We start from the raw sequence: 25,667 nt of genomic DNA, 5'->3' as shown, positions 1-25,667 counted from the left end.
GCGCTGTTTAGTCCGCCGGACCGTCGTCGACGGACAGATTATGGTCTTCCCATTGGCTTTCCGGGATTGCCTCCCCAACCCGGAAGGCGAACGAAACAACCTCTTTCAGGTCCGCTGTGACATCGCAGGTGAAGCCGATAGTGTACCACCGCCGCTTGCTGCGGAAAGCGCCGCCATCGGCCTGGAGTTTATGTCCCGACAGTTTTGAATCGGCCATGGCATAGGCCACCAGGAAATCCGGCTGAAACTCGGATGTCCAAAGATGGACCTGCTCCATCGCTTCGATATTGCAAAGCTGCACGATGCGCTCGGACAACGCCAGTTCCTGGAGCGCCTTGCGCGCCTTGGCGCTGCGCGGATCGGCCAGGACTTTGCGGGACAGAAGATGAGTGGCCTTGATCATGCCATTGTCCGCTGGGCGTGGCTGGATGGCCGGCTTTTTGGAAAGGTCAGGAACGAGGCTTTCCATCGACGGCTCGGACGAAAGGTCGGTCAACGGCTTCGCAGGGGCTTCAGCTTTGTTCGCGGCGTCGAACTGCTGCTCTGTCAGGACATCGACGTTGATGCTCTCCTGTACCGCAGGAGTCTGATGGCGCGGCGCCACGGCGAAGAGGATGGCAAGTCCGATCAAGATGTGAAAGCCAAGCGAGGCGCCGAGCCCCCACGGGCTGGGCCGGCCGGGCAGATGCGCCGGTCCTGGCATGTCGCCGATGACTTCACCCGTCCCGAGAAACATGCCAGCCCTTTGCCGCTGAAACCTACATCCTGAGGCCAGGCACCGCCAAAGGATTATCCTCCAGCGCCTGCCGGTCCGGGCGGTCGATGCGCGGCTTGCCGGTAAAGGCGTCGAACAGATCACGGACGAAGGCTTCCGGCAGGTCCTTGGTGATCAGCACCATGCGGGTGCGCCGGTCGGACGGGTCCGGCCAGGCGGTCATGCGCTGCGGCGGATGGAACACCGCCTGCACGCCATGCAGGACCAGCGGCCTATCCGGCTTATCGGACATGGCAACGATCGCCTTCATGCGAAGCAGCTTCTCGCCATGGGCAGAACGCAGGAGATCGACGAACATCTCCAGCGCCATCGGGTCGATCGGCCGGTCATGAACGATGCTGAAGGAGCGGATATCCGCGCCATGGCGGTTTTCGTCATGGTGGTGGTGGTGATGTTCGTGGCCGTGATCGCAGTGCTCATGATGATGGTGGCCGTCGTGGTCATGGTGGTGGTGATCCGCCGTAGCCTCGTCCAGCAGCCAGCGACCGGCATCGGCGATCTTCGTTGCCGGATCATAAAGCCCGCAATGGAAAAGCTCGGCCTTTCCTGCGTCAGGCAGATCGCCGTCGATCATCGGAGCGCGCGGATTGAGGTCTCTCAGACGCGCTTTCAGCGAGATCACCGCATCCGGCACCGCCAGCGACACCTTGCTGATCACCAGCCTGTCGGCCATGGCGACCTGCTTGACCGCTTCCTCATGATTGTCGAGCGTCGAAAGCCCGTTGACCGCATCGACAACGGTGATGACACCATCCAGCCCGTAGCTCTGGGCGATCACCGGATTGCCCATCACCGACTGCAGCACCGGCGCCGGATCGGCAAGGCCGGTGGTTTCGATGACCACGCGCTTCAGCGGCTTGATCCTGCCGGTCTGCATCCGGTCCATCAGATCCGCCAGCGTATCGACCAGTTCGCCACGCACCGTGCAGCAGAGGCAGCCGTCGGACAGCTCGATGATGCCGTCGCTCGACGCCTCGACCAAAAGGTGGTCCAGCGAGACATCACCGAACTCGTTGATGATGACGGCCGTGTCGGTGAGATCGGGATCCTTCAGCAGCCGGTTGAGCAGTGAGGTCTTTCCGGCACCGAGGAAGCCGGTGAGGATCGACACCGGCACAGCATTGAGAACGGGGTTCATATCTTTTCCGATCGGTATGCGGGAGGTCAGAAAACAGGGCGAGGTACCGGGACCGGCACATTGGCGACATCACCCTCCGCGCCAGCCAGCTGCCCTTTGGCATCAGCTGCCTGGGCATCACGGCCGGCAATGAGGCCGGCGGTAACGAGGTTCAGCGGGCGGTTGATCTCATGGATATAGGGCGAAAGCAGTTTCTGCCGGCCGACTTCGTCCCGGTTTTCGGAGCGGATCTTTGCGGCCTTCGGATTGCAGATTTCCTTGCTGACATCAGCGACCATACCACGGGTTTCGCCATAAGGCGCGATCTGGCCAAGACCGGGTTTGCCGGCACCGCTCGACGTCAGGCCAAGCTGCAGCAGCCGCGCCGATTCATCCGCCCGGCCGCCGAGGCTTTCGGCACCGAGCACGACGGAAACGACGGCACGGCCGTTGCGCGTCGCCGACGAGACCTGATTGAAGCCGGAGGCGCAGATGAAGCCGGTCTTCATGCCATCGGCACCATCGAAGCGACCAATCAGCATGTTGAGGTTGGGATAGTTCTTCTTGCCCGTGGTGAAGCCTTCATAGGCGAAATAAGCGGCGTATTGCGGGAACTCACGCTTGATGGTGACGGCCAGCACCGCGAGATCGCGGGCTGTCGTGTACTGGCCGGCGCCCGGAAGGCCGTTCGGGTTGATGAAATGCGAGGAGGTCATGCCGATCCGCTGGGCTTCGGCATTCATCAGGTTGACGAAGGCAGGCTCGGAGCCTGCGACCGTCTCACCGATCGCAACCGCGATGTCGTTTGCCGACTTGATCAGCATCATCTTCAGCGCGCTGTCGAGCGTCACGGCCTGGCCAGGCTTGTAGAACATCTTGCTCGGCGGTTCGCCCGCCGCATTCTTCGAGATCACCACCGGCGATTCGAGCGTCAGCTGACCGGACTTCAGCGCGCGGAATGTGGTATAGGCCGTCATCAGCTTGGTGAGCGAGGCCGGGTACCACTTCTGGTAGATATCCTGCTGCTCATAGACCTTCAGCGAATTGACGTCCACCACCAGCTTCGGATTGGCAGCGCCCGGCATGGCAGTCACCAGAAGCGATGCACAGACACCCGCCAGCACCGAAAACAGCTTCATCTTGCCACCTGTCCGGATTCCATTCGTCACCACAATCAGACCTCGAAATATCGGGAATTGCCTCGTATCGTCCGGCTATTTAACCTATATGGCGAGGTGATGGCAAAGACCATTCTTCCGCGTCGATGCCAAATGTCCCATACCCGATGCCCGCAATGGACCCATAGGAACCCACAATGCCCCTTCTCAACCGCGCCGCAGAGCTCCAGAACGAAGTCACCGAATGGCGGCGACACCTGCACACCATGCCGGAACTTCTGTTCGCCGTGGAAAATACGGCAGCCTTCGTCGAAAATAAACTGAGGGAATTCGGGGTTGATGAAATCGTGACCGGCCTCGGCCGCACCGGCGTCGTCGGTCTGATCAGAGGCAATCACGGCGACGGCCGCACGATCGGCCTGCGCGCCGACATGGACGCCCTGCCGATGACCGAGACGAGCGGCAAGTCCTGGGCTTCCACCGTGCCCGGCAAGATGCACGCCTGTGGCCATGACGGCCATACCGCCATGCTGCTGGGTGCAGCGAAGTACCTGGCGGAGACCCGCAACTTCAAGGGCGCGGTCGCGGTGATCTTCCAGCCGGCCGAAGAAGGCGGCGGCGGCGGCAACGAGATGGTCAAGGACGGCCTGATGGAGCGCTTTGCCATCGAGGAAGTCTACGGCATGCACAATATGCCGGGCATGCCGCTTGGCCAGTTCGGCACCCGCATCGGCCCGATCATGGCCTCGACGGACGAATTCACCATAACCATCGACGGCCGCGGCGGCCACGCGGCCCAGCCGCACAAGACCGTCGACCCGATTGTCATCGGCTCGCAACTCGTCAATGCCCTGCAGACGATTGCCTCGCGCACCGTCGATCCGCTCGCCTCCGTCGTCGTCTCCGTCACCAAGTTCAATGCCGGCTTTGCCCACAATATCATCCCGGAGCAGGCTTTGCTGGCCGGCACCGTGCGCACCCTGATGCCGGAGGTCCGCGACCTCGCCGAAGCGCGCCTCAAGCAGATTGCGGAAGGCCTCGCCTCCGCCTACGGCGCCAAGATCCGGGTGTCCTATGGCCGCAATTATCCGGTGACAGTCAATCACCGGGAGGAGACCGGCCATGCTCTGTCGGCCGCGGCAAGCATTGCCGGCGAAACGAAGGTGTCGGCCGATCTCGACCCGATGATGGGCGGCGAGGATTTTTCCTACATGCTGCTCGCCCGCCCCGGCGCCTTCATCTTCATCGGCAACGGCGATACCGCCGGCCTGCACAATCCCGCCTATGACTTCAACGACGAAGCGATCCCGCACGGCATCTCCTATTGGGTGAAGCTCGCTGAAATGCGGCTTGCGGCGTGACGGCTCCGGGAGCGCGCCGATGCATGAAATAGACAAGATCGACCGCCGGATTCTCAACATCCTGCAGGCAGACGGCCGGATCACCAACCTCGAACTGGCCGACCGCATCGGCCTGTCCCCCACCGCAACCAGCGAGCGGCTGCGCCGCCTCTTGAAGGAAGGCTACGTCTCCGGCTTCGGCGCAAGGCTTGATCCGCACAAGCTCGGCTTCGGGCTGCTCGTCTTCATCGAGGTCATGCTCGACAAGACGACGCCGGAAGTCTTCGACAAGTTCGCCATCGCCATCAAACAGGCATCGGCCGTGCTCGAATGCCATATGGTGGCCGGCGGCTTCGACTATCTCGTCAAGACCCGTTTCGAGGACATGCACGCCTATCGGAATTTTCTCGGACAAGTGCTCTGGACGCTGCCCGGCGTCAAGGAGACGCGCACCTATGCGGTGATGGAAGAGATCAAGAATGACGGACCGCTGCCGTTGGTGTGACGACGGTTGGCGAGGGTCGTTGCTTCATCATTAGAAGTGCCCCTCACCCTAACCCCGCATGCGGGCGGAAGGACCACAAGAGTTTGCAGCTTGTCCCTTCTCCCCGCACGCGGGGAGAAGGTGGCCGGCCTTCTTCTTAAACAAGGAGGGCCGGATGAGGGGCAACTCTTTCTAAAGCGTCGCCATGTCGATGACGAAGCGGTAGCGCACGTCGCTCTTGATGACGCGCTCATAGGCTTCGTTGACCTGGTCCATGCGGATCAGCTCGATGTCCGAGACGATGTTGTGCTCACCGCAGAAATCGAGCATTTCCTGCGTTTCCTTGATCGAGCCGATCATCGAACCGGCAATCGACCGGCGGCCCGGAATGAGCGAGAAGGCATGCACCGGCACCGGCTTTTCCGGAACGCCGAGCAGGACGAGGGTCCCATCCACCTTGAGCAGGCCGAGATAGGCGTTCCAGTCTATTTCCGCCGAGACGGTGCACAGGATGAGATCAAAGGTGCCGGCCAGCGTCTTGAAGGTCTCCGCATCGCTGGTGGCGTAATAGTGGTCGGCACCCAGCCTGAGGCCGTCTTCCTTCTTCGACAGCGTCTGGCTGAGGACAGTCACGTCCGCGCCCATGGCGTGGGCGAGCTTGACGCCCATATGGCCAAGACCACCCATGCCGACGATCGCCACCTTCTTGCCGGGACCGGCGCCCCAGTTGCGCAGCGGCGAATAGAGCGTGATGCCGGCGCAAAGCAGCGGTGCCGTCGCCTCGAAGGGCAGATGCTCCGGAATGGAGAGGACATAGCCTTCCTTGACGACGATATGATCGGAATAGCCGCCCTGCGTCGGCGTCTTTCCGTCTGCCTCGACGCCGTTGTAGGTCACGACGAGGCCTGGCATATAATGTTCGAGATCGAGGTCGCGACTGGCGCAGGTCGTGCAGCTGTCGACGAAGCAGCCGACACCGACCCGGTCGCCAACCTTGAATTTCGTCACTTTGTCGCCAACCGCGGTTACGATGCCGGCAATCTCGTGGCCGGGAACCATCGGAAACATCGAATTGCCCCATTCGTTGCGGGCCTGATGAATATCCGAGTGGCAGATGCCGGAATATTTGATGCTGATGACGACGTCGTCCTCGCGGGGTTCGCGCCGTTCGAACGTGAAGGGCTGCAGCGGTTTCGACGCGTCCGTCGCCGCATATCCTCTTGCCAGGGCCATGGGTCACTCCTTTATGTGATGAGGCGGGGATTGTAACGGAAGCACGAACGGCCTCTCCCCGGAAGCGCACTATGCAGCGAGCGGCGAACAGGTGTTAGAGTAATCCTGCAAGATTGTTGCCCGATCCTGCAAAACACGTCGCCAAAGTTTTGCAGACACATGTTAAGAGACTAACTGTCGGATTGCGTGATAAAACCTAAATGGCTGGAAAGACTTTCGATTATGACAGATCCAAGAACCCCGCGCAGTCAGGAACTGATTGATCTCATTGCCCGTTTCGCCAAAGAAGACGGCGATCACGAAACGTCGATCCCCGGCTTGAGTGTCCATAGGCGTTCGGGAACAGGCATCAGAGCCTGTGGCGCCTACAAGCCGAGCCTGGCGCTGATCGTCCAAGGCGCAAAACAGGTGGCGCTCGGCGACGACGTCTACCGCTACGGTCACGGCGACTATCTGCTTACCTCGATCGACCTGCCGGTGACCACCCAGATCGTCGAAGCGACCGTCGAAAAGCCTTATCTGAGCATGACGTTCCAGATTGACACCGTGAAGATCGTCGGTTTGGACCATGCCGGTCAGGCCGATCACAGCTCTGCCCCAGCCACACGCGGCATGGCGGTAAGCGAGCTGACGCCGGAGCTCGAAGATGCCGCGGCGCGACTGCTGCGGCTGCTGGACCGGCCGCAAGACGTTGCGGTCCTGCTTCCCCTGATCGAGCAGGAGATTCTCTATCGCCTCTTGACCGGACCGCAGAGCGGCCGCCTGCGCCAGATGGCCATAACCGACAGCCAGTCACATCAGATCAACCGTGCCTGCATCTGGCTGAAGGAGCACTACGCCGTGCCGCTGAAGATCGAGGAACTCGCCAGCCGCGTCAGCATGAGCGTTTCCTCGCTGCACCATCATTTCAAGGCGATAACGGCCATGAGCCCGATGCAGTACCAGAAGCAGTTGCGCCTGCAGGAAGCGCGCCGGCTGATGCTGGAAGAGATGCTCGATGCGGGATCGGCGGGCCATCAGGTGGGTTATGAAAGCCAATCGCAGTTCAGCCGCGAATATGCCCGGCAGTACGGCGAGCCGCCGCGGCGCGATGTCGGTCGTGTCCGCCGCAGCCTGATGGACCGGCTGACAGGCGGTGCGGAAATGCTGAGCGAGGGATAAAACGCTTGCTCAAGAGGCGCATTGTAATTGCGCGTTGCCTGGCGCGCGGCGATCGCGATGGGCCAATCCTTCCGGTCGTTAAAATTGTCTCCTTTCTCGCACGCCTTCCTTAACGGCATTTCCGTATCTTTCTTGCACACAGAGGCGAGGAGCATGTGATGGCAAATCACCGAAGAGACGGCTATTCGGCGTTCGCAGAAGATCATCGGGACCTTGGAGCCGCGAAGGGATCCTTCTCGCCGACGCCGCGCATAAAGGCGCTGGCCGCCGCCGTGTTGGCCGGTGTCCTGTTCTGGGGCGCAGCGATCTATTTCATCATGCGCTGATGCCGCGGTGCCGTTTTCCCGGCAGGGCACGCGGCTGCTCCGTCGATTGGCGAACGTTCAGAAGCACATTTTTCCAACGCCCCCCGGCGGCGGCGATGACCTTCCCAGCCGTATCGCCAAGCCGTTTGACAGCATTCCGCGCGAAAACTGGCTAACGCGGCGTTACTTCGCGAAACAATTTGCGATGATATTTTTCGGAACGATCCCTCCTCCTCCCGCATTGTCAACCACATGGCCATGACAAACGAAAGGAGTGAGCCATGAAAACCAAGATCCTGATCGCCTCCGCGGCCGTTCTCGGCATGATGTCCACCGCTGCGCTCGCAGAGGATGGCGCCATTACCGGTGCCGCCGGCGGCGCGGTCACGGGCGCCATCGTCGGCGGTCCGGTTGGTGCTGCCGTGGGTGGCGTTGTCGGCCTGGCGGCCGGTGCCGCGATCGATGCGCCGCCGAAAAGGGTGGTGACCTATGTGGAACAGCAGCCGCTGCCGCAATCGGTCATCATCGAGCAGCCGCTGGTAGTCGGTAAACCGATCCCGCGCGATGTCGTGCTGATGCCCGTACCGGAAGACACACGCTACGCTTATGCGGTGGTCAACAACCAGCGTGTGATCGTCGACCCGCAGACCTACACGGTCGTGCAGATCATACGATAAAACCGGTCATCGCATGGAGCAGAAGGGGGCGGACGGTGGTCCGCCCTTTTTGGTCCGGGCAAGCCCGTTGCGTTCCTCGACAACCGCCCGGCCGCATCCCGAGAAGTCCGAAGCTCACGTCAGCAGGTTTCAGTTCTCCCGCGGTATTTCCCAGAGTAACGTGTATCGCGTTTGCACGACGGAGAGCGATATGATGAAAAATCTGATTTCAGGCTGCGCGATATTGATCATACTCACATCCTGCACGCCATCACGGGTTGAGCCGATCCCCGGAAGCATCACCTACGGCGGCCACCAGCCGCGCACAAAACTGACGAAGGCGCCGATCGGCAGCACATTCACCAATCAGATCATCGACGAGACCGGCCGCATGGCCATCGAGACCTACAGGATCGAGCCGGACCGCTCCCTCACGCTGATCAGACGCGAACGCGTCCGGCCGGACTTTTTCTCATTTGATTGAGGATATTGGCGCCGATCGAGAGCATATCGACAGATGTTTGTCGCCAGCCACCTCCTAGGCCGGAGGCGCTCGAATCTCAAGCTTCGCCCCTTTTGCTGCTTTTCAGCCCCTCCATCGTTCAAGCGCGCGAATAGATCTGCCAGCCCTATCAGAAGCTCGTGCGTTGGCATCTTATATGAGCTAAGTTGACCACTTTTCGTGCGCGTATGCACGTTGGCGTGTAGCTTCAGCTTCATCCGAAATCGCACGAACGTTGTCGCAAGCCGGTGTTACAAGGGGCGGAAGCTGTGGATTTGCGTACCTTAAAGGAACTAAAAATGACTGAAGATCAGGACGTAGATGAGAATGGTTACCCGCTGATCGGACCTCACGTGGCGCGTGAACTTGAACTGATGCTGGCAGGTGTTAAGCCAATGGCAATGTTCTCAGTAGAGCCAGGTATGGCTCCTGAATACACTGGAGAGCAATTCGAACCGTATGTTGAAAAAGGTATATTTGTAAAATTTACCGCACCGGGGTCAGCTCCACTTATCGAAAGGCGTTGGTACTGCTTGCCGGGAGAAGAGTGGCGGGGGAAGTTGTCGCTTATGATTTATGAAGCACTTGAATCTGATACAAAAAACTCCAATTTTACATCTTCAGATCTACATAGAATTGACGGTTATCTTTTGGGATATTCGAAGGAGTGCGTGGAATACTTTATTAATCACGTAGTCTTGAATAAACCCGAAAAGTGCTAACCTTTGCGTAGGCTTTATACTTGACTCCCACAACTTGGAGGCGGGCTTTATTTGTTGGACGAGCCGGAAACACCGCTTTCCGTGAGCAACCAGATTCAGCTTGTACAGCTCCTTCGTCGGGTGTCAGTTGACGGTGGGCAATTCATCGTCGTTACTCATTCCCCGATTTTGCTGGCTTTGCCAGAAGCCACGATCTACGAGCTTGGATCAGAAGGCATCGCGGAGAAACGCTATGACGAGTTGGACACCTCTTAAAACCTCCCCTTTTTGCGGAATTCGTGATTCACTCCGGCAGTGTGATTTGCAGGGAGCGGATGATGCGGGGACAGCCTGGCTTTTGGGATCTGGACGAGCGTTACGAGCGCTTGAGTGCGGTAGGAGATCCGCTTGAGAAGCTCAACGCGATTATCCCCTGGGCTGTGTTCGAGAAGCGTTTGGCGAAGGCACTGAAGCGATCCGACGGATCGAAGGGCGGTCGACCTGCTTTCCCGTCGGTTTTGATGTTCAAGATCCTGGTGCTGCAGGCGCTCTACAATCTCTCCGACGACCAGGCAGAGTTCGTCATCCAGGACCGGTTGTCATTCATGCGGTTCCTGGGCCTGTCCTTGTCCGAGAAGGTGCCCGACGCCAAGACGATCTGGCTGTTTCGGGAAAGCCTGGTGCGGGCCGGTGCCATCGATAATCTGTTCGCCCGTTTCGACAAACATCTGTCGCGGTCCGGCTATCTGGCCAAGGGCGGTCAGATCGTTGACGCGACGATCATTCAGGCTCCCAAGCAGCACAATAGCCAGGACGAGAAAGCGGCGATCAAGGCGGGCGAGATCCCCGAGGGCTGGAAGGACAAGCCCGCCAAGCTCGCACAGAAGGATCGTGACGCCCGTTGGACGATGAAGTATTCCAAGGCGAAGCAACCGACAGAAACGCCGACATCAACAGCGACCCGGCAGCACGACATCGCCATTCCGATGTTCGGCTACAAGAACCATGCGGGCATCGACCGGGCGCACGGCTTCATCCGCGGATGGACGGTGACGAGTGCGTCTGCTCATGACGGCGCTCAACTCAGAAACGTTGTGACCAAGGACAACACGGCATCGACGGTCTGGGCCGACAGCGCCTATCGTTCGAAGACCAATGAGGAATGGCTGAAGGACAATGGCCTGAAGTCGGATATCCATCAAAGGAAGCCGAAGGGCAAACCGATGCCGGAAGCGATGTCGCGGGCCAATGGCCGCCGCTCGAAAGTGCGCTCCGCCGTCGAACATGTGTTCGCAAGGCAAAAGGACAAGATGAAGCTCTTCATTCGAACCATTGGTGTCAGCAGGGCGACGGTAAAGATCGGCATGGCCAATATCGCCTACAACATGCTCCGCTATGTCTTCCACGAAGGACGACGCGTCACCGCATGATGCACGCCGCCCCGAAAGGGGCAGTGACACCACGAAATCCAACCTGAAATCGGAGGCAAAAGCCGCCAACAGCCATCAGGCCGTGCCGCCGATCACCAATTCAGCGGTAATTCGAGGTCTCCAGTTGACTAGCGTTCGCCTGCTGAAGCGTTTTTTGTCAAATCCCGAACGTTATTTGGAAGACTAATCTTGGTTTGGAAGATTCCTGATCAAGGCTTGTGGCCGTTCGGCACGCGGTTGTCACCCATGTCATAGGGACAAGCTGTTACCTACGTCTGCGGGCCGACAAAGAGAAAAATGGTAGCGGGAGAGGGACTCGAACCCCCGACACGCGGATTATGATTCCGCTGCTCTAACCACCTGAGCTACCCCGCCGCCGGGACGTTTGACGTGGCCTTGGCCGCTGTCGTCGCCGTCAGTGGGCGGCTTATAAGGTGCGGTTCATGCCGGTGTCAAGCCGAGCCGTTTTAAAAAATCGGAAGTTTTCCAACGGTCCGTGAACAATATGCCGAGCAAGGGGCGGCAGGCGCCCCTGCCCCGCTCAGGCCGCGGCCGAGCTCTGCAGCAGGCCCTTCAGGGCTGCCTCGGTTGCCGCTTCGCGTTCGGAGCGCAGGATGAAGCCGCCGCCGTAGACGCGGGCGTCCTCGCCGATTCCGGAATAGAGCGCGCAGGCCTGGCCGGGGGCAACACCCGCCTCGCCCTCCAGAAGCTCGACGGAGATGCCGCCGGCATCGGCGCGCAGGATAGCGGCTGCCGGCTGGCGGGTGGAGCGGACCTTGGCGAAGCAGGCGAAGCCGTTGGCTGCCACGTCATGGAGATCGCCGTCGCCCAGCCAATTGACGTCGCGCAGGTAAACGCGACGCGTTTCCAGCGCTTCCTTCGGACCGACGATGACGCGGCGCGAGCGCGCGTCGAGATGCACGACGTAAAGCGGTTCGCCGGTGGCGATGCCGATGCCGCGGCGTTGGCCGATCGTGTAATGCAGGATGCCTTCATGGCTGCCGAGCACCCGGCCATCGAGATGGACGATATCGCCCGACAGCGCCGCGTTCGGCTTCAGCTTCGAGACGATATCGGAATATTTGCCCTGCGGTACGAAACAGATGTCCTGGCTGTCGGCCTTCTTGGCGACGACGAGGCCCATGTCTTCGGCCAGCGCCCGGGTTTCGGCCTTGGTGAGACTGCCGAGCGGGAAGCGCAGATAATCGATCTGCTCCTGCGTCGTGGCAAAGAGGAAATAGCTCTGGTCGCGATCGGCGTCGGTTGGGCGAAAAAGGGCGCGGCGGCCAGGAGCTCCGGGCTGAGGATTGGCGCGGGAGCGAATATAATGGCCGGTCGCCAGTGCATCGGCGCCGAGTTCGCGCGCGGTCGCGAGCAGATCGGCAAACTTGACCGTCTGGTTGCAGGCGACGCAAGGGATCGGCGTTTCGCCGGCGACGTAGCTTTCAGCGAAGGGATTGATGACGGTCTCGCGAAAGCGCTGTTCATAGTCGAGCACGTAATGCGGAATGCCAAGGACTTCGCAGACGCGGCGGGCGTCGTCGATATCCTGGCCGGCGCAGCAGGAACCGGCCCGATGCACGGCAGCGCCATGATCGTAGAGCTGCAGGGTGATGCCGAGAACGTCATAGCCCTCGCGCTTCAGGATGCCGGCCACGACGGAGCTGTCGACGCCGCCGGACATGGCAACGACGACGCGCGTATCTTCGGGCTTGCGATCAAAATCGAGACTGTTCACGGTTTCCAATCCGGCATTCCGGTCCATCGGCGGTTTCGGCGGCGCGACCATACCCTGTTTCCTGCAAACGGCCAATGCCGCAGCGAAGCTGCGTCCGGCAACTGCGCCAACCCGCAAGCCCGCTATATAGAAAGTCGCGAGGATATGGACAAGAGCGCGCTGAAAACGTGCTTCAGATCAGCTTCATCCGCAAGGCGCGGGCGATCGCCTGCATCCGGTTGACCGCATCGAGCTTGCGCGTCGCCGTCTTGAAATAGCTCGAGACCGTATAGACGGAAATACCGAGGATGATGGCGATCTCGTCGCTGCTCTTGCCGGCCGCGGCCCAGCGCAGGCACTCGATCTCGCGGGCCGACAGCTTGTCGCGTGCCGAGACGCCGGCCTCGAAGGTGCGCTCGAGGGTCTCGAAGAGCTGCAGCAGGGTCAGGTAGAGATCCGCGGTCTCGGCCCTGTCGGGCTCGGTGCGGGCGCCAGAAAGGAGGATCACAAAAGCTTCGCCGGACGTCGTATGCATGAGGACGGCAAAGGCGTTGCGCATCGCCTGGCCGGCAAACAGCGCACCGGTGGCATCGACAGCATTGTCACCGTGCGCGTTCATGAGGACGGCCGTTTCGCCGAAAATCGGCAGCCTCGTCTGACGCAGCCGCTCGATCAGCGCACTCGCATGAAACACGGCGGCAGCATCATATTGCCGCACCATGTCGGATGACCAACTGCTCAGCACAAGACGCTCGGCAAAGCGCTGTTGCTCGCCTGAGGGAAGGCGCGCGATCATGAAGTGACTGAAGCCAAACTGCGCCGTGCACTGGCGCATCAGGTGCAACACTTCATACTCCGTCTGGATTGCCGAACTGTTCATACCGGAAAAGAAATCAGCATACGCCTCGCTCCGCAAGGCCAGCTTGTCAGGGTCTCTCATATTTCGATCACCATTTGCCGGCCTACGTCGCCGGCGCCTCAAGAAAAATTCTGGTTCCGGTAGCTTCTCTCAAGGCATGGTTGGCTAAACAGCGACAAAACTCCGAAAGCGTCGAAGGGGACACGATCGAAGCAACAGGCCGGAGTTTGGAAATAATGTGATGCACGGAAGCATTCCGGAGCATCGAAATGATGCTTTATTCTCAATAACGAGGCGTTATTTACCAACCTTTTAACCAAACTGCAGTGCTATATCTGCATGGCTCCCATGCGAACGCTTGTTGATAGCCTCACTTAACTTGGGAAAGGAAAAGACGACGCCATTCAAAACTATTTGCCTTTGCGGGAAACGCCCCTCCCCTCGGCCGGCACTGCAGGGCCGACAAGTCTCAGGTCCATTGGCAGCAACGTCCCGGAAGTCTCTAAAATTGTAAGCAAATTGTTACCGTGCGCTTAGGCAAATGTTAAATGTGGCAAGGTAGGTTGGACGCATATGGTCTTGAGTATGTGTAGAGAGTCCAATGACCGAAATGATACGACCCCGCGTAAAATATGTCATCGGCCCCGATGGCAGCCCCTTGACGATTGCAGACCTGCCGCCGGCCAATACCCGCCGCTGGGTGATCCGCCGCAAGGCTGAAGTCGTCGCCGCCGTTCGTGGCGGGCTCCTGAGCCTGGAAGAAGCCTGCGAACGTTACACCTTGACCGTCGAAGAATTCCTGTCCTGGCAGTGCTCCATCAACGACCACGGCCTCGCCGGCCTGCGCACAACGCGCATCCAGCAGTATCGCCATTGATCGGCACACGTTAAGCGAAGCCTTTTTTCGGGCGGTTGCCACGAACCCGGCAGCCGCCCGAAGCATTTTCAGGTGCCGGCCACCCTTCGCTTTCTGCTCGCGGCATGCCAAATATCCACAAGCAGACAATCCGGATGGGTGGACGCATGGATATCAGACTTGAGGAAGCCGGCTCGCACGGCCGCTATAGCGTGGTGGTCGAAGGTCACACCAGCGAAATGACCTATTCCAGGTCGTCGCCACAGTTGATCATCATCGATCACACCGCCGTTCCCGACGCGCTGCGCGGCAAGGGCATCGGTCAGGCGCTCGCTGCCCATGCGATCGAGGAGGCCCGCAAGGGCGGCTGGAAGATCATTCCGCTTTGCCCGTTCATGCGCGCCCAGACGCACCGCCATCCCGAATGGCAGGATGTCATCCAGGCATAGGATTGCGCACGCGCTTACGCGCGCTGCACCAAAAACGCACAAGGCCCTTCTCACGAACTTGAGACAAGTCCGTCAGAAAGACCCTTGTGTCTTTGAACGCCGCAGAACGCTTTAGGCGCGCATGCGAACGCTGCTATCGCGTTCTTCAAGCGCGGCTGCCTTGGCGAATTCCGCCTGCACTTCCTCCAGCGCCAGTTCCGCCGCATCCTGCTGCACCTTCAATTCGCGAACCGAGACCTGCAGGTTGTCGGCCCGCTGCCGGGCAGCCTTGGCAAACGTCGGATAGGCGAAATGCGAAGGATCGGAGATCCCCGATTTCTTCTCTTCGAACGTGATCTGGTTTTCCAATTCCTTGGTCATCCGCTCAAATTCGGCCATCATCAGTTGAAGCTGGTTCAACTGACGCTGTTTCTCCTTCACCTGAAATTCCTTCAGGCGAACAAGGCTCTCACGTGACTTCATACGCAATACTCCCGTGATGCGAGACCCCGGTTACTGGATTATGGCCCGTCCAACCGACCTGCCGTGTCGGAAAATCAAAAAAATTCCAGCGATCTTAACAAAATCCTACCGCTGGTAACCTTTCGTTTACGGGCATCGTTAATCATAGGGACGATCATTTAAGGGTCAGTAAATGCCGAATGTTAAATTTGAGGTTCGGCATAGATTGAGTCGGATGAGTCAGATAGCCGATTTTCTTAATGTGGCGTGTTAAGAATATCATTCTAGATTCACATGCAAAATCAGAGGACTGCTAAAAATATTTAACATTTCCGATACAGCTTGCCAGAGTGAATCAGAATTTGTTAACCATTTGCTGGCAGCCTCCAAATCAGGCAACGACTGGATCCGTATCGCGTAAGGGGGCCATCAACGACCTTTCGGCGGCGGAAAAGGGGACAATTATGCGGGTTCTACTGATTGAAGACGACAGCGCGACAGCGCAGAGCATCGAACTGATGCTCAAGTCGGAAAGTTTTAACGTTTACACCACCGATCTTGGTGAAGAGGGCGTCGATCTCGGCAAGCTCTATGATTACGACATCATTCTGCTCGATCTCAACCTGCCGGACATGTCCGGATATGAGGTTTTGAGAACGCTGCGCCTGTCAAAGGTCAAGACGCCGATCCTTATCCTTTCCGGCATGGCCGGCATTGAGGACAAGGTTCGCGGCCTCGGCTTCGGCGCCGACGACTACATGACCAAACCGTTCCACAAGGACGAACTCGTCGCCCGCATTCATGCGATCGTCCGCCGCTCCAAGGGCCATGCACAGTCGGTGATTTCGACCGGCGAGCTCATCGTCAACCTGGATGCCAAGACCGTCGAAGTCGGCGGCCAGCGCGTCCACCTGACGGGCAAGGAATACCAGATGCTGGAGCTGCTCTCGCTCCGCAAGGGCACCACCCTTACCAAGGAAATGTTCCTCAACCATCTCTATGGCGGCATGGACGAACCGGAACTGAAGATCATCGACGTGTTTATCTGCAAGCTGCGCAAGAAGCTGGCAAATGCCGCCGGCGGCGCGAACTATATCGAGACGGTCTGGGGCCGCGGCTATGTGCTGCGCGAGCCGGACGGCGATTACGCAGAAAGCGCCTGATTTCTGCCGGCTCTTCGGCTGGCGGCGTCCCACATTTCCGCATATGTGGTGACGCTACGGCCGATCGCGCCGCAATGACTGTGAAAACCCGCCAGAGATGGCGGGTTTTTCGTTTTGGGCCTGGAGGAATCGAGACGATCGCCCAAGATAAATCGAGACGATCGCCCAAAAATGCACAAAAAAAGCCGCGGCCCGAGTCGACGGCTTCATCATGCGGACATCGGGGGGTGACGTGTGATCAGGCAGCGACCGACCGGCTGGCGAAGACGCTGGTCAGAATCTTGCGGTCGAACGGCTTCAGGAGGAAGTCGTCAGCGCCGGCCCGCTTGCCGGCCATCATCTTCTTCAGGTCGGCTTCGACAACGCAATAATAGATGCGCACGGTCTTTCCGTCGGGTAGGTTGCGGATATTGGCAATGAGGTCCAGCGCGCCGTCGAGAGCCGCATCGACAATGATGATATTCGGCAATTCCGCTTCGCAACGAACGAGAGCCTCAAGGCCGTTGGCGGCCTCGGACACCAGGAAATTCAAGCCGGAGAGGATGCGCTTTCCAACCTTGCGTACGACGTCGGAATCATCGGCGATCATTAACCGTTGCATCTCTAGCTCCTTCTTTATACCTAAGCGGGAGTCATTCCCTAACAACAACCGTATGCTGGTTTGGCAAAGATTCTGTTACCGCGTGGGTTAAAAAGAGATTTATCTTGGGACGCGCCTCAGGCTTCGGTCATCTTTGCGAAAAAGACGATCTCCTCCGGTGTCGAATCGACCGCGATCTCCATGCCGGCCTCTTCGGCAAGCAAGACCGTGTAATAGGGCTGGATCGTGTGCGCATCGACCGCTTCTTCGAGCGTACCGGACAGAAGCTCGATCAGCTTCGGCGGCACGCGCATCATCCGTCCCCTGGCGATCAGCTTGAAGACGGCGTCATATTCCGGATTCTCCAGCACGACCTCGATCTTGCCGCCACGTGGAATAGCGCCATAGGCGATGAGGAAAAGATTGAGCAGCAGCTTCACCCGGTTCTTCGCGATGATCACGCGCGGGCCAGTCCAGGTGACTTCGGTCTTCTTTTCGACGGAGGCGAAATCCTTCGCCACCTTCTCGGCTTCGCCGGTATCAATCGAGGCGCCAACCGAACCGGAGGCGCCGAAAGCGAGCCGCGCGAACTTCAGCCGGACAGAGGCGTTGAGCGCACTGGTGCGGATCAGGTCCATGGCATCGGCATCCGCCCCGCCCTCGTCCAGCAGCTCGAGGCCGTTGTTGATGGCGCCGACAGGAGAAATGATGTCATGGCAGACGCGGCTGCACAGAAGCGCTGCAAGGTCAGGACCGGTCAAGGTCAGGTTCGGGTTCTTTCCCATGTCGTTTCCTCAATAGCCGTCTTCGGCTTCCGGCTCATAAGCGTGGTCAGGCGGCTTTCCGCGATGCTTTTGCCCAGCACGGTGTAGCCCGCGAAGATTGCGCGGACATAGCGTCAGGGCGAAGATCATAAAGACACCACATTTGGTAAACCGATTGTTAAGATCATCGGTTCAAATTGCTGACAATCAGCCCGGACCATCGACAAGACGGAACGGGGCAAGACAACGGCCTGCGAATGAATTTGCCCGGCCGCTCCCGGATTTACGGAGAAAACTATGCAGCGGATCGCCAATGCCGTGAAAACCACCCTTCTGCACGCGCTCGTGACGTTGATGGCTGTCTTCAGCCTCATATCCGCTTCGCAGGCGCAGAGTGCCAACGGCAGCCAGTACACAATGCAGGAAATCGTCGACGCCGGTCACGGCTTCTTCGGATCAACATCCGGCGGCCTTGCCAAGGTGATCGAAAACGCGTTTTCCAAATACGGCCTGCCCAACGGCTACATCCTTGGCCAGGAAGGCTCTGGCGCGTTCGTGGCCGGCCTTACCTATGGCGAAGGGGACCTCTACACAAAGAATGCGGGTCAGCATAACGTGTTCTGGCAGGGCCCGTCGCTTGGCATCGACTGGGGCGGCCAGGGCAGCCGCACGATGATGCTGGTCTACAACCTTCCAGCCGTCCCCTCGCTCTACAAGCGCTTCGGCGGCGTCTCCGGCTCGGCCTACGTGGTCGCAGGCGTCGGCATGACCGTGCTGACCGATGACAACATCGTGCTGGTGCCGATCCGCACAGGGATCGGCGCACGGCTTGGCATCAATGTCGGTTATCTGAAGCTCACGCAGCAGCCTACCTGGAACCCTTTCTGAGGAATACGCGCGGCCTTCCATCATTTCTTGCGCGGACGCGTCTTGCAAAAAAGGCGCGTCCGCGAATACTTGCAGTGATGATATCGTTATGCCTTCGAGTGACCGAAACGAGAACCGTTGCCGCGTGCTTCGAATTGAAATGGCCAGCCCTTGATTGAATTCGCACTCCTGTTTGCACTCGGTTTCCTGACGGCGGTCATTCTCGGCCTTCTGGCTGCTCCGGTCGTCCACAAGCGCATCGTCCGTTTCGCCGAAGACCGGTTGAAGGCGACGATGCCGCTGTCTCCACAGGAAGTGCGGGCACAGAAGGACGCGGCGCGCGCCGGTTATGCCGCCGAAAACGCACGCACCAGCCAGGTCCTGAAGCGCGAGCGCGACAAGAATGTAAAGCTCATGCTGCAGAATGATGCCGTCCGGAAAGAAGCGCAGCGTCTCGCCGGCGAAAATGCCGACCTGCATACCCAGATCGCCGACATGAATGTCGAGGCTGCCGACCAGCGTTCCTCCATCCGCCAACTGGAACAGACGGTCGAGCGGCTGAAAGCGAGTTTGGCGGATGTCGAACGCGACAACGTCAAGAAGGACACCGACATCAAGACTTTGACCCGTCAGTTAGAGCACTTCACCAGCGATCTGGACGGCCTGAAGATTGACGCCGCCACCTCCGACACGGAGGCGGAAAACCTGAAAAGCCGCATTGCCGGGTTGAGGGACGAGCGCGAAAACCTGCGCAACGAACTGAGAGCGGAAAGCGCCAGGGCGCGCGAGCTGGAAGCCAGGCTTGCCCGCGACGAAACCCGCGTCCGCCAGTTCGAAGCCAAGCTCGCAAGGGCAATTGCTGCCAATGCGGACAAGGACAGCTTCCTGGAGCGCCGTGCAGTGGAAATCGAGCGGTTGAAGGCAAAGCTCCGGGATGCGGCCACCGCCGGCCTGACGCTGCCTGCGCGGAAAGAGAAGAAGTCTTTGCCGGAAAATCTTATCGCCGATGGCCTGTCCGTGAATGCGACCGCAGGCGATCCCCTCCCGGCAAGTGTCGCGATCGATCTGACCGTGCCAGCCGATGACGCCCGCAACCGGGCGGCTGCCCTGTCGGAACGGCTGGTCAATTCGAAAACCGTGTCGCATGACGACGCGCTGCGGGAGGAGATTGCCGATATCGCGGCAACCATGGTGGCCTTGACTGCGGCAAAGGAGGGCTCGGCCTCGCCGATACCGGCCATTCTCAAACCAGCGGGCGCAACGACTGGGGAAAGCGAAAAAAGCCTCGCCAGCCGCGCCAGGAACATGCTGCGGCCGGAGCAGCCATAAACGCCGTCAAATAAACCCGTTGATCATCGCGACCTGATGCAGCGCAATGCCAGTTGCGGTCGCGACGTTGAGGCTGTCGAGACCGGGTCGCTGGCGAATGCGTGCGGTGCGGATCGAGGACAGGATATGCTGCGGCAATCCCTCGCCTTCCGTGCCTACCAGAAGCGCCGTGCGCGGCGATGGCGCAATGTCACGCAGATCGGCTTGCCCGCGCGGCGACAGCCCCCAGATCGAAAACCCTGCCTCCTGCAGTCTCGACACAAGTCCGGTAACCGATCCTTCGCGGGCAAAAGGCACCGTCAGCACCGAACCGACGGACACGCGGATCGCCTTGCGGTACATGGGATCGCAACTGGCTTCGTCCATCAGCACCGCATCGGCGCCGAATGCCGCGGCATTGCGGAACATCGACCCCATATTGTCGTGATTGGAGATGCCGCAGGCGGCCAGCACCAGGCTTTTCGCGGGCAGACCGCCGATCAGGGCATCCATTCGAGGCGCCTGGTCGTGCTTGCCAAGCGCCAGTACACCACGATGCATATGGAAACCGGCGATGGCATCAAACACTGCGGTATTGGCGACATAGACCGGAATATCCGCCGGATATTCAGCGAGAATGTCGCCGAGACCGCTGACCCGGTTTTCGAGCACAAGGAACGCCTCGGCCTCTATGCCGCGGCCAGCGCGATGCGCGGCGGCAAGCATGCGCAGCACGACGGTTCCCTCGGCGATAAACCGGCCGTGCCGCCCGGTGAGGTCCCGTTCCTTGATCGACACGAAGCCGGCGATGCGCGGATCGGCCGGGTCGTCGATGCGGACAGGAGCGTTCGCCATGAGACTATCCCGCTAGTTCGGCTTGACGGTGATATCCGCGATGATGCGGCCGGCTGCGATATCGAAGACGATCGCCTTGCGGTCTCCGCCGCCGACAGCGCCGTAGAACAGGATCTGGCCGCCCGACAGGGCCACGTCCGAAACCTCAAACCCAGCCGGCAGGGCTGCGAACGCCGTCCGCGGTGCATCGCTCGGAACTGAAACGGCGGCCGTTTGCGGCGCATCCTGGTCGCTCAGGCGTGTTAGCTTGTAGACAATCGCTCCAAGCACGACCATAAGCATCACCAACATGACACCGGCCGAGACAAGCTGCAGACGGATCATCTTGCGGCGCACGTTCTCCATCACCGGATCGAGCGGCTTTTCTTCCTGTTCGTCTGGTTTCTGAGTAGACATGGCTGGCCTTACCTGCGGAATGGAACGAAGAATGAGCGATCCCTTTAAACAAGCCCCGGCGATTAGGAAAGTCCTGACCGCAAATGAGGAAGCAAGCGGCCGCATGGACGCTTTCCTGACCGGGGCGCTGGCTGGCGAGTTTTCCCGCAACCGCATCAAGAGCCTGATCGAACTGGGCGAGGTCACCGTCAACGGCAAGACCGTCACCGAAGCAAAGAAGAAGGTGCAGCCGGGCGACGTCTTCGAGATCGGCCTGCCTGAACCGGAAGATCCCGAACCCAAGGGAGAAAATATCCCGCTTGATGTGCTCTACGAGGATGACGACCTGATCGTGCTGGTCAAGCCACCCGGCCTCGTCGTTCATCCCGGCGCCGGCAACTGGACCGGCACGCTGGTCAACGCGTTGATCCATCATTGCGGCAGCAGCCTGTCGGGCATCGGCGGCGTCAAGCGCCCCGGCATCGTTCATCGCCTGGACAAGGACACGAGCGGCGTCATGGTCGTTGCCAAGAACGACGTGGCCCACCGGCATCTCTCCGAGCAGTTCGCCGATCACGGCCGAACCGGCCCGCTGGAGCGCGCCTATATGGCCGTCGTCTGGGGGCGCCCGCGCGGCCTGAAAGGAACGATCGACGCCCCGCTCGGCCGCGCCGGCGACCGCGTCAAGCGGGCTGTCAAGCAGGAAGGCACGGACGATGCACGCGAGGCCATCACTCATTACGAGGTCGTCGAGCGCTATCACGAAAAGCCGGATGCGACCGCACTCGCTTCGATGGTGGAGTGCCATCTCGAAACCGGCCGCACACATCAGATCCGCGTGCATATGGCCCATATCGGCCACCCGCTGATCGGTGACCAGGATTACGGCGCAGCGTTCAAGACCAAGGCCAACCTGCTGCCTGACGCGGCAAAGGCCGTCGTCAACCGCTTCCCCCGTCAGGCGCTGCATGCCTTCATGCTGGCCTTCGAACACCCTTCGACCGGCGAAACCATGCACTTTAAGTCGCCGGTTCCCGACGATATGCGTGAACTGGTCGAGGCATTGAAGGCGAAGACTTAAGTTCGACTTTGCAAGGCCGGAAAAGATCGGAGTTGTTGTATTTCAGCCCTTGATATTTTGCCGACGAACACAATTTACATGTTGCAACCCGTATGAAGCATTCGCTTCTCCGGCATCACACCTGTGTGAAACCGGAGTGCTTGAATCATGCTTTCGCCGCACTTATCTATGAGCATGTGGGGTCGGACAGACCCACAAGCCCGGCTTGCCAGAAGGAGGCCGGAACGCGAAAGGGGGGTGCATTATGGCCCGCAGTACGTTACCGTCCATAACCGCCGGAGAGGGCGGTCTCAACCGTTACCTTGACGAAATCCGTAAATTTCCCATGCTCGAGCCGCAGGAAGAGTACATGCTCGCCAAGCGGTACCAGGAGCATGACGATCGCAAGGCGGCCCATCAACTCGTGACCAGCCATCTGCGCCTTGTGGCGAAGATCGCCATGGGCTATCGCGGTTATGGCCTGCCGATCGGCGAAGTCGTTTCCGAAGGCAATGTCGGCCTCATGCAGGCCGTCAAGAAGTTCGATCCGGAACGCGGCTTCCGCCTGGCGACCTATGCCATGTGGTGGATCAAGGCCTCGATCCAGGAATATATCCTGCGCTCGTGGTCGCTCGTCAAAATGGGCACGACCGCCAATCAGAAGCGGCTGTTCTTCAACCTGCGTCGCCTCAAGGGCAAGATCCAGGCCCTTGACGAGGGTGATCTGAAGCCCGAGCAGGTCAAGCACATCGCAACGACGCTGAACGTTTCGGAAGCCGAAGTCGTCTCGATGAACCAGCGGCTCTCCGGCGATGCGTCGCTCAACGCGCCGATCAAGGCAGGTGAAGGCGAGTCCGGCCAATGGCAGGACTGGCTGGTCGATGACCATGACACCCAGGAAGAAATGCTCATCGAGCAGGACGAGCTGGAAAATCGCCGTGGCCTTTTGGCCAGCGCGATGAAAGTGTTGAACGATCGTGAACGCCGCATCTTCGAGGCGCGCCGCCTGACCGAAGAGCCGGTGACGCTCGAAGACCTTTCGACGGAATTCGACATCAGCCGCGAGCGCGTTCGCCAGATCGAGGTCCGAGCCTTCGAAAAAGTTCAGGACGCCGTCCGCAAGGCAGCGCTCGACCGGCAGAATTCGCTTCGCGTCGTCGAAGGCGCCTGAGAGAAAAGCAGCAGATAAACAAGCCGGCTGGGGATCGCTCCCCAGCCGGCTTTTTCATGCGGAATTTCACGCCCTACTGGCCGGCGGGATTTGGCTTGGCGACGAGGCTCCAGGCCTGCATGGCCTTGGTGAAGGCTTCGGTGCCCGCCGGGCCCTTGTCAAGCGTCAGCAGGGCGCGGCGGCCGTTGCGATAGGTCAGCGGAATATCGATCCAGCTGCGGCTGCGCAGAAGCTCGGTGTTCGTCGCCACGGCTTCGGGGAAGTCGTTCAGCGCGATCATGTGGAAATCCTCCGTGATCTTCGCGGGCACAGCGAACAGCGGATCGCCGCGATCCTGCTCGTTGCGCTTCATCGCGACGCGCTGGACGCTTTCGATGCTGCCGCCTTCGAAGTTCTCCGGCAACGAGAAAACGAACTCGATGACGTGGCTTGCAGGCAGCGACGCGTCGGCATTGCGCTTGATCGTCATCAACGCCGTCAAACCGCGTTCCGGAACATTGATCTGTGCCTGGACGACCGGCTCTGGCTTGGCGTCGCCGCCCGGAGATTCTTCCTTCACCGACCAGGCGACATTGCCCTCGATCGCCGTCGGCGCGGATTGTCCTAGCCGTTCCTCATAGAGGAACATCTTCTGGGTGCCGGCAGGGATCTCCTGTGACGCCGGATTGGTGGCGGTCTGCTGCCCGGGCACCGGCTGGGCGGGCTGGGCGTCTCCGGCCTGACCTGCAGGCGCTGCTTGCGCGGCATCCTGCGGCGTGCCTGCCTCCGTCTGGGCGGCAACCGATTTGCCTTCCGCGGCAGAAGCTTCCCCTCCCGGTGCAGGTGCTGGCCCCTGATCGACTTCGGTACCATCCGCCTGCAGGCGTTGCGTGAATTTGGTGCTGTTGCTGTCAAGCGACGCAACGTCGGTGCCGGAGGGCGTCTCGGTCTGCGTGCTTGTCTCCGGCGTGTTGACGTCCCTGCCCCCCTCTTCCGGCCCGGCTGCATCCGGCGTTTTCTGCCCCGGCACCTGCGCCGTCAGGGACTCAATCGTGGCCGCAACCCAGGAATTGATCACGTCCTGATTTCGCCAATAGGCATAAGCCCCGCCGCCGACGACGATAAGGACAGCCGCGGCAACTGCGATGACCTTGAGATTGATGGGCGAGCGCTTCGGCTCGGCGCGATAGGAAACCGGTCTGGACGGTACCGCCAGGTCCTCCGCGATAGTCCCCGCCGCTTCCCTGCTCTGCTGCAAGGCCGCTGCCGCACCGGCAGCCGTTGCGACGCTGCCATGTTCGAGCAGTTCATCAACGTCGTTCCAGGCGCTTCCGGAAGGTATCTCGCCCTCCGGCTCGACAGCAGCGGGTTTCTCGACGGGCCAGGACCAGTCGGAAATGGCGGGTTCCGTGCTACCCGCAACAACCGGCGCCGGGCTCTGGGCGAAAGGGTCGCTGTCGTCCCATGCCCAGGAATGCGAAGGTTCGGCGGCTTCCTGTGCGTTGCCGCCGGTATCGGCGTGCGGCGGCGCAACCGTTTCGACCGGTTCATAGTCTGACAGGTCGGGAATTTCGTCGGTGATCGCAACGTCGTGCGCAGTCTCGGTCCAGACGGATTCGCTGTGCGCGGCGGCGGAAACAGGATCGTTCCATTCCGGCAGTTCCCACTCGGACGCGGAGGGCATTGGCTTGTCTTCGGCTCTCGACGACTGCGCGAAGAGCTCCGTTTCCAAATCATCCGCCGCATGGACATCGTCCGGGGAAGACGTCTCGACCGGCACGGTGTCAGGCTGCTCGGAAATAACGCTGTAGCCCGGCTCATGCGCCGGCGCTTCGACGGGTTCGTGGGTCTCGACGGATCCCGGCTGTTGCAATGCAGGTTCCATGGCAAGTGCGGATTCGTCCCGCCCCTCGACTTCAGCAACCGGCTCGGAGACAGTCTCGTGGGCGAGCGTTTCAGCATAGGCCGGGAGCTCGGCCGTTTCCTCTATAGCAGGAGCCGGTTCGGCATCATGGGTTTCCACCGGCTCATAATGCTGCTCTTCGGCAACGGCGGCGTGGGGTTCCTCGGCCACGGGCTCTTCGACGGGTTCGGCGTCGTCGACCGCTGCCGTTTCCGCGACTGCCTCCGCAGGCTCGGATGCAGCCTCGACCACCGACCCGACCGGTTCATCGTCAAGTGCAGGAAGCGCTTCGGCGTGGTCGCTCTCCACCTCGTTGATCGCCGCCTCGAGCTTGACCATCTGGCGTTCGATCATCTCGTCCGAGGGACGAGGTTTCATGCTTTCGAGTTGACGGCGGACGGCGCCCCTGGCCTTTTCATAGACCTTGGCCCGCATTTCGGGAACATTGTCCGACAGACCGTCGACGGTCCTTCGAATAACTGCAACAAAATCCGCCAT

Annotated in this window: 27 protein-coding genes, 1 tRNA gene and 1 pseudogene; 16 read left to right on the top strand and 13 right to left on the bottom strand. The window is 60.1% G+C overall.

The features are described 5' to 3' along the window. Positions 1–7 precede the first annotated feature (7 nt). From ACSQ2Z_RS04950 to ACSQ2Z_RS04940, 3 genes are read right to left on the bottom strand one after another with little or no spacing between them, the layout of a single operon-like run. Entirely contained in the window at positions 8–736 is a 729-nt protein-coding gene (locus ACSQ2Z_RS04950; protein ID WP_436080175.1) for a DUF930 domain-containing protein, read from the bottom strand. Positions 737–758: 22 nt separating this feature from the next. Continuing rightward, the gene (locus ACSQ2Z_RS04945; protein ID WP_436080174.1) at positions 759–1,913 is read right to left on the bottom strand and encodes a CobW family GTP-binding protein; all 1,155 of its coding nucleotides are present in this window, start codon (positions 1,911–1,913) and stop codon (positions 759–761) included. A gap of 26 nt (positions 1,914–1,939) precedes the next feature. Next, positions 1,940–3,031: a D-alanyl-D-alanine carboxypeptidase family protein gene (locus ACSQ2Z_RS04940; RefSeq protein WP_436080173.1), complete on the bottom strand. Its 1,092-nt coding sequence runs from the start codon at positions 3,029–3,031 to the stop codon at positions 1,940–1,942. A 176-nt stretch (positions 3,032–3,207) separates the two neighbouring features. Here ACSQ2Z_RS04940 and ACSQ2Z_RS04935 point away from each other — a divergent pair, with 176 nt between their 5' ends. Together ACSQ2Z_RS04935 and ACSQ2Z_RS04930 are read left to right on the top strand one after the other, a co-directional pair. Further along, positions 3,208–4,371 (top strand): M20 aminoacylase family protein, encoded by a 1,164-nt coding sequence (locus ACSQ2Z_RS04935; RefSeq protein WP_436080172.1) that lies wholly within the window; start codon positions 3,208–3,210, stop codon positions 4,369–4,371. Positions 4,372–4,390: 19 nt separating this feature from the next. Further along, the gene (locus ACSQ2Z_RS04930) at positions 4,391–4,855 is read left to right on the top strand and encodes a winged helix-turn-helix transcriptional regulator (protein ID WP_018327806.1); all 465 of its coding nucleotides are present in this window, start codon (positions 4,391–4,393) and stop codon (positions 4,853–4,855) included. Positions 4,856–5,026: 171 nt separating this feature from the next. Here ACSQ2Z_RS04930 and ACSQ2Z_RS04925 read toward each other — a convergent pair whose 3' ends face one another. Beyond that, positions 5,027–6,067 (bottom strand): NAD(P)-dependent alcohol dehydrogenase, encoded by a 1,041-nt coding sequence (locus tag ACSQ2Z_RS04925; RefSeq protein WP_436080171.1) that lies wholly within the window; start codon positions 6,065–6,067, stop codon positions 5,027–5,029. A gap of 222 nt (positions 6,068–6,289) precedes the next feature. Between ACSQ2Z_RS04925 and ACSQ2Z_RS04920 the strand changes: the two genes are divergently transcribed. The 7 genes and pseudogenes from ACSQ2Z_RS04920 (at position 6,290) to ACSQ2Z_RS04890 (ending at position 10,822) form a co-directional block, all read left to right on the top strand. Continuing rightward, positions 6,290–7,228 carry an AraC family transcriptional regulator gene (locus ACSQ2Z_RS04920; protein ID WP_436080170.1) on the top strand — a complete coding sequence of 313 codons (939 nt, stop codon included), beginning with the start codon at positions 6,290–6,292 and terminating at the stop codon, positions 7,226–7,228. A 158-nt stretch (positions 7,229–7,386) separates the two neighbouring features. Beyond that, positions 7,387–7,554, top strand: a complete 168-nt coding sequence (locus ACSQ2Z_RS04915; RefSeq protein ID WP_436080169.1) for a hypothetical protein — start codon at positions 7,387–7,389, stop codon at positions 7,552–7,554. A 260-nt stretch (positions 7,555–7,814) separates the two neighbouring features. After that, on the top strand, positions 7,815–8,210 hold the full coding sequence (locus ACSQ2Z_RS04910) for a DUF1236 domain-containing protein (RefSeq protein ID WP_436080168.1): 396 nt from the start codon (positions 7,815–7,817) through the stop codon (positions 8,208–8,210). A 193-nt stretch (positions 8,211–8,403) separates the two neighbouring features. After that, the gene (locus ACSQ2Z_RS04905) at positions 8,404–8,673 is read left to right on the top strand and encodes a hypothetical protein (protein WP_436082981.1); all 270 of its coding nucleotides are present in this window, start codon (positions 8,404–8,406) and stop codon (positions 8,671–8,673) included. A 317-nt stretch (positions 8,674–8,990) separates the two neighbouring features. Next, positions 8,991–9,413: a hemin receptor gene (locus ACSQ2Z_RS04900; RefSeq protein WP_436080167.1), complete on the top strand. Its 423-nt coding sequence runs from the start codon at positions 8,991–8,993 to the stop codon at positions 9,411–9,413. Between the two features lie 48 nt (positions 9,414–9,461). After that, a pseudogene (locus ACSQ2Z_RS04895) lies at positions 9,462–9,668 on the top strand (AAA family ATPase); the annotation flags it as partial. A 62-nt stretch (positions 9,669–9,730) separates the two neighbouring features. Further along, on the top strand, positions 9,731–10,822 hold the full coding sequence (locus ACSQ2Z_RS04890) for an IS5 family transposase (RefSeq protein ID WP_436080166.1): 1,092 nt from the start codon (positions 9,731–9,733) through the stop codon (positions 10,820–10,822). Between the two features lie 298 nt (positions 10,823–11,120). Here ACSQ2Z_RS04890 and ACSQ2Z_RS04885 read toward each other — a convergent pair. The 3 genes from ACSQ2Z_RS04885 to ACSQ2Z_RS04875 form a co-directional block, all read right to left on the bottom strand. Continuing rightward, positions 11,121–11,197 (bottom strand) — tRNA-Met (locus ACSQ2Z_RS04885). A 166-nt stretch (positions 11,198–11,363) separates the two neighbouring features. Beyond that, positions 11,364–12,560, bottom strand: coding sequence for a tRNA 2-thiouridine(34) synthase MnmA (gene mnmA / locus ACSQ2Z_RS04880; RefSeq protein ID WP_436082980.1), 1,197 nt, complete (start codon positions 12,558–12,560; stop codon positions 11,364–11,366). A 172-nt stretch (positions 12,561–12,732) separates the two neighbouring features. Beyond that, a complete protein-coding gene (locus ACSQ2Z_RS04875; protein ID WP_436080165.1) occupies positions 12,733–13,479 on the bottom strand; it encodes a response regulator transcription factor in 747 nt (248 codons plus the stop codon). Between the two features lie 520 nt (positions 13,480–13,999). Between ACSQ2Z_RS04875 and sciP the strand changes: the two genes are divergently transcribed. Together sciP and ACSQ2Z_RS04865 are read left to right on the top strand one after the other, a co-directional pair. Next, positions 14,000–14,275: a CtrA inhibitor SciP gene (gene sciP / locus ACSQ2Z_RS04870; RefSeq protein ID WP_436080164.1), complete on the top strand. Its 276-nt coding sequence runs from the start codon at positions 14,000–14,002 to the stop codon at positions 14,273–14,275. 146 nt (positions 14,276–14,421) lie between these two features. After that, positions 14,422–14,703: a GNAT family N-acetyltransferase gene (locus ACSQ2Z_RS04865; RefSeq protein WP_436080163.1), complete on the top strand. Its 282-nt coding sequence runs from the start codon at positions 14,422–14,424 to the stop codon at positions 14,701–14,703. A 111-nt stretch (positions 14,704–14,814) separates the two neighbouring features. Here ACSQ2Z_RS04865 and ACSQ2Z_RS04860 read toward each other — a convergent pair whose 3' ends face one another. After that, complete coding sequence (locus ACSQ2Z_RS04860; protein ID WP_436080162.1) at positions 14,815–15,165, bottom strand: flagellar export protein FliJ; 351 nt, start codon at positions 15,163–15,165, stop codon at positions 14,815–14,817. A 443-nt stretch (positions 15,166–15,608) separates the two neighbouring features. Between ACSQ2Z_RS04860 and ctrA the strand changes: the two genes are divergently transcribed. Next, positions 15,609–16,307: a response regulator transcription factor CtrA gene (gene ctrA / locus ACSQ2Z_RS04855; RefSeq protein ID WP_018327818.1), complete on the top strand. Its 699-nt coding sequence runs from the start codon at positions 15,609–15,611 to the stop codon at positions 16,305–16,307. Between the two features lie 238 nt (positions 16,308–16,545). Here the strand turns inward: ctrA and ACSQ2Z_RS04850 are convergent, their stop codons facing one another. Together ACSQ2Z_RS04850 and chpT are read right to left on the bottom strand one after the other, a co-directional pair. Then, a complete protein-coding gene (locus tag ACSQ2Z_RS04850) occupies positions 16,546–16,908 on the bottom strand; it encodes a response regulator (RefSeq protein ID WP_436080161.1) in 363 nt (120 codons plus the stop codon). Positions 16,909–17,024: 116 nt separating this feature from the next. Next, positions 17,025–17,672 (bottom strand): histidine phosphotransferase ChpT, encoded by a 648-nt coding sequence (gene chpT / locus ACSQ2Z_RS04845; RefSeq protein WP_436080160.1) that lies wholly within the window; start codon positions 17,670–17,672, stop codon positions 17,025–17,027. A gap of 333 nt (positions 17,673–18,005) precedes the next feature. Here chpT and ACSQ2Z_RS04840 point away from each other — a divergent pair, with 333 nt between their 5' ends. Continuing rightward, entirely contained in the window at positions 18,006–18,539 is a 534-nt protein-coding gene (locus ACSQ2Z_RS04840) for a DUF1134 domain-containing protein (RefSeq protein WP_436082979.1), read from the top strand. 150 nt (positions 18,540–18,689) lie between these two features. After that, a complete protein-coding gene (locus ACSQ2Z_RS04835; RefSeq protein WP_436080159.1) occupies positions 18,690–19,847 on the top strand; it encodes a hypothetical protein in 1,158 nt (385 codons plus the stop codon). A gap of 6 nt (positions 19,848–19,853) precedes the next feature. Here ACSQ2Z_RS04835 and ACSQ2Z_RS04830 read toward each other — a convergent pair whose 3' ends face one another. Next, the gene (locus ACSQ2Z_RS04830; RefSeq protein ID WP_436080158.1) at positions 19,854–20,681 is read right to left on the bottom strand and encodes a TrmH family RNA methyltransferase; all 828 of its coding nucleotides are present in this window, start codon (positions 20,679–20,681) and stop codon (positions 19,854–19,856) included. A gap of 12 nt (positions 20,682–20,693) precedes the next feature. Then, complete coding sequence (locus tag ACSQ2Z_RS04825; protein ID WP_436080157.1) at positions 20,694–21,077, bottom strand: hypothetical protein; 384 nt, start codon at positions 21,075–21,077, stop codon at positions 20,694–20,696. A 31-nt stretch (positions 21,078–21,108) separates the two neighbouring features. Here ACSQ2Z_RS04825 and ACSQ2Z_RS04820 point away from each other — a divergent pair, with 31 nt between their 5' ends. Beyond that, on the top strand, positions 21,109–22,137 hold the full coding sequence (locus ACSQ2Z_RS04820) for an RluA family pseudouridine synthase (protein ID WP_436080156.1): 1,029 nt from the start codon (positions 21,109–21,111) through the stop codon (positions 22,135–22,137). Positions 22,138–22,381: 244 nt separating this feature from the next. After that, positions 22,382–23,287 (top strand): RNA polymerase sigma factor RpoH, encoded by a 906-nt coding sequence (rpoH, locus tag ACSQ2Z_RS04815; protein ID WP_436080155.1) that lies wholly within the window; start codon positions 22,382–22,384, stop codon positions 23,285–23,287. A gap of 73 nt (positions 23,288–23,360) precedes the next feature. On the opposite strand, the gene ACSQ2Z_RS04810 is transcribed toward rpoH, so the two are convergent. Continuing rightward, positions 23,361–25,667 carry a hypothetical protein gene (locus tag ACSQ2Z_RS04810; RefSeq protein WP_436080154.1) on the bottom strand — a complete coding sequence of 769 codons (2,307 nt, stop codon included), beginning with the start codon at positions 25,665–25,667 and terminating at the stop codon, positions 23,361–23,363.

This window comes from Pararhizobium sp. LjRoot235 (assembly GCF_964254145.1).
Taxonomy (GTDB): Bacteria; Pseudomonadota; Alphaproteobacteria; order Rhizobiales; family Rhizobiaceae; genus Pararhizobium.
The sequence above is the reverse complement of the archived record's forward strand: the minus strand, read 5'-3'. Positions and strand labels throughout refer to the sequence as shown.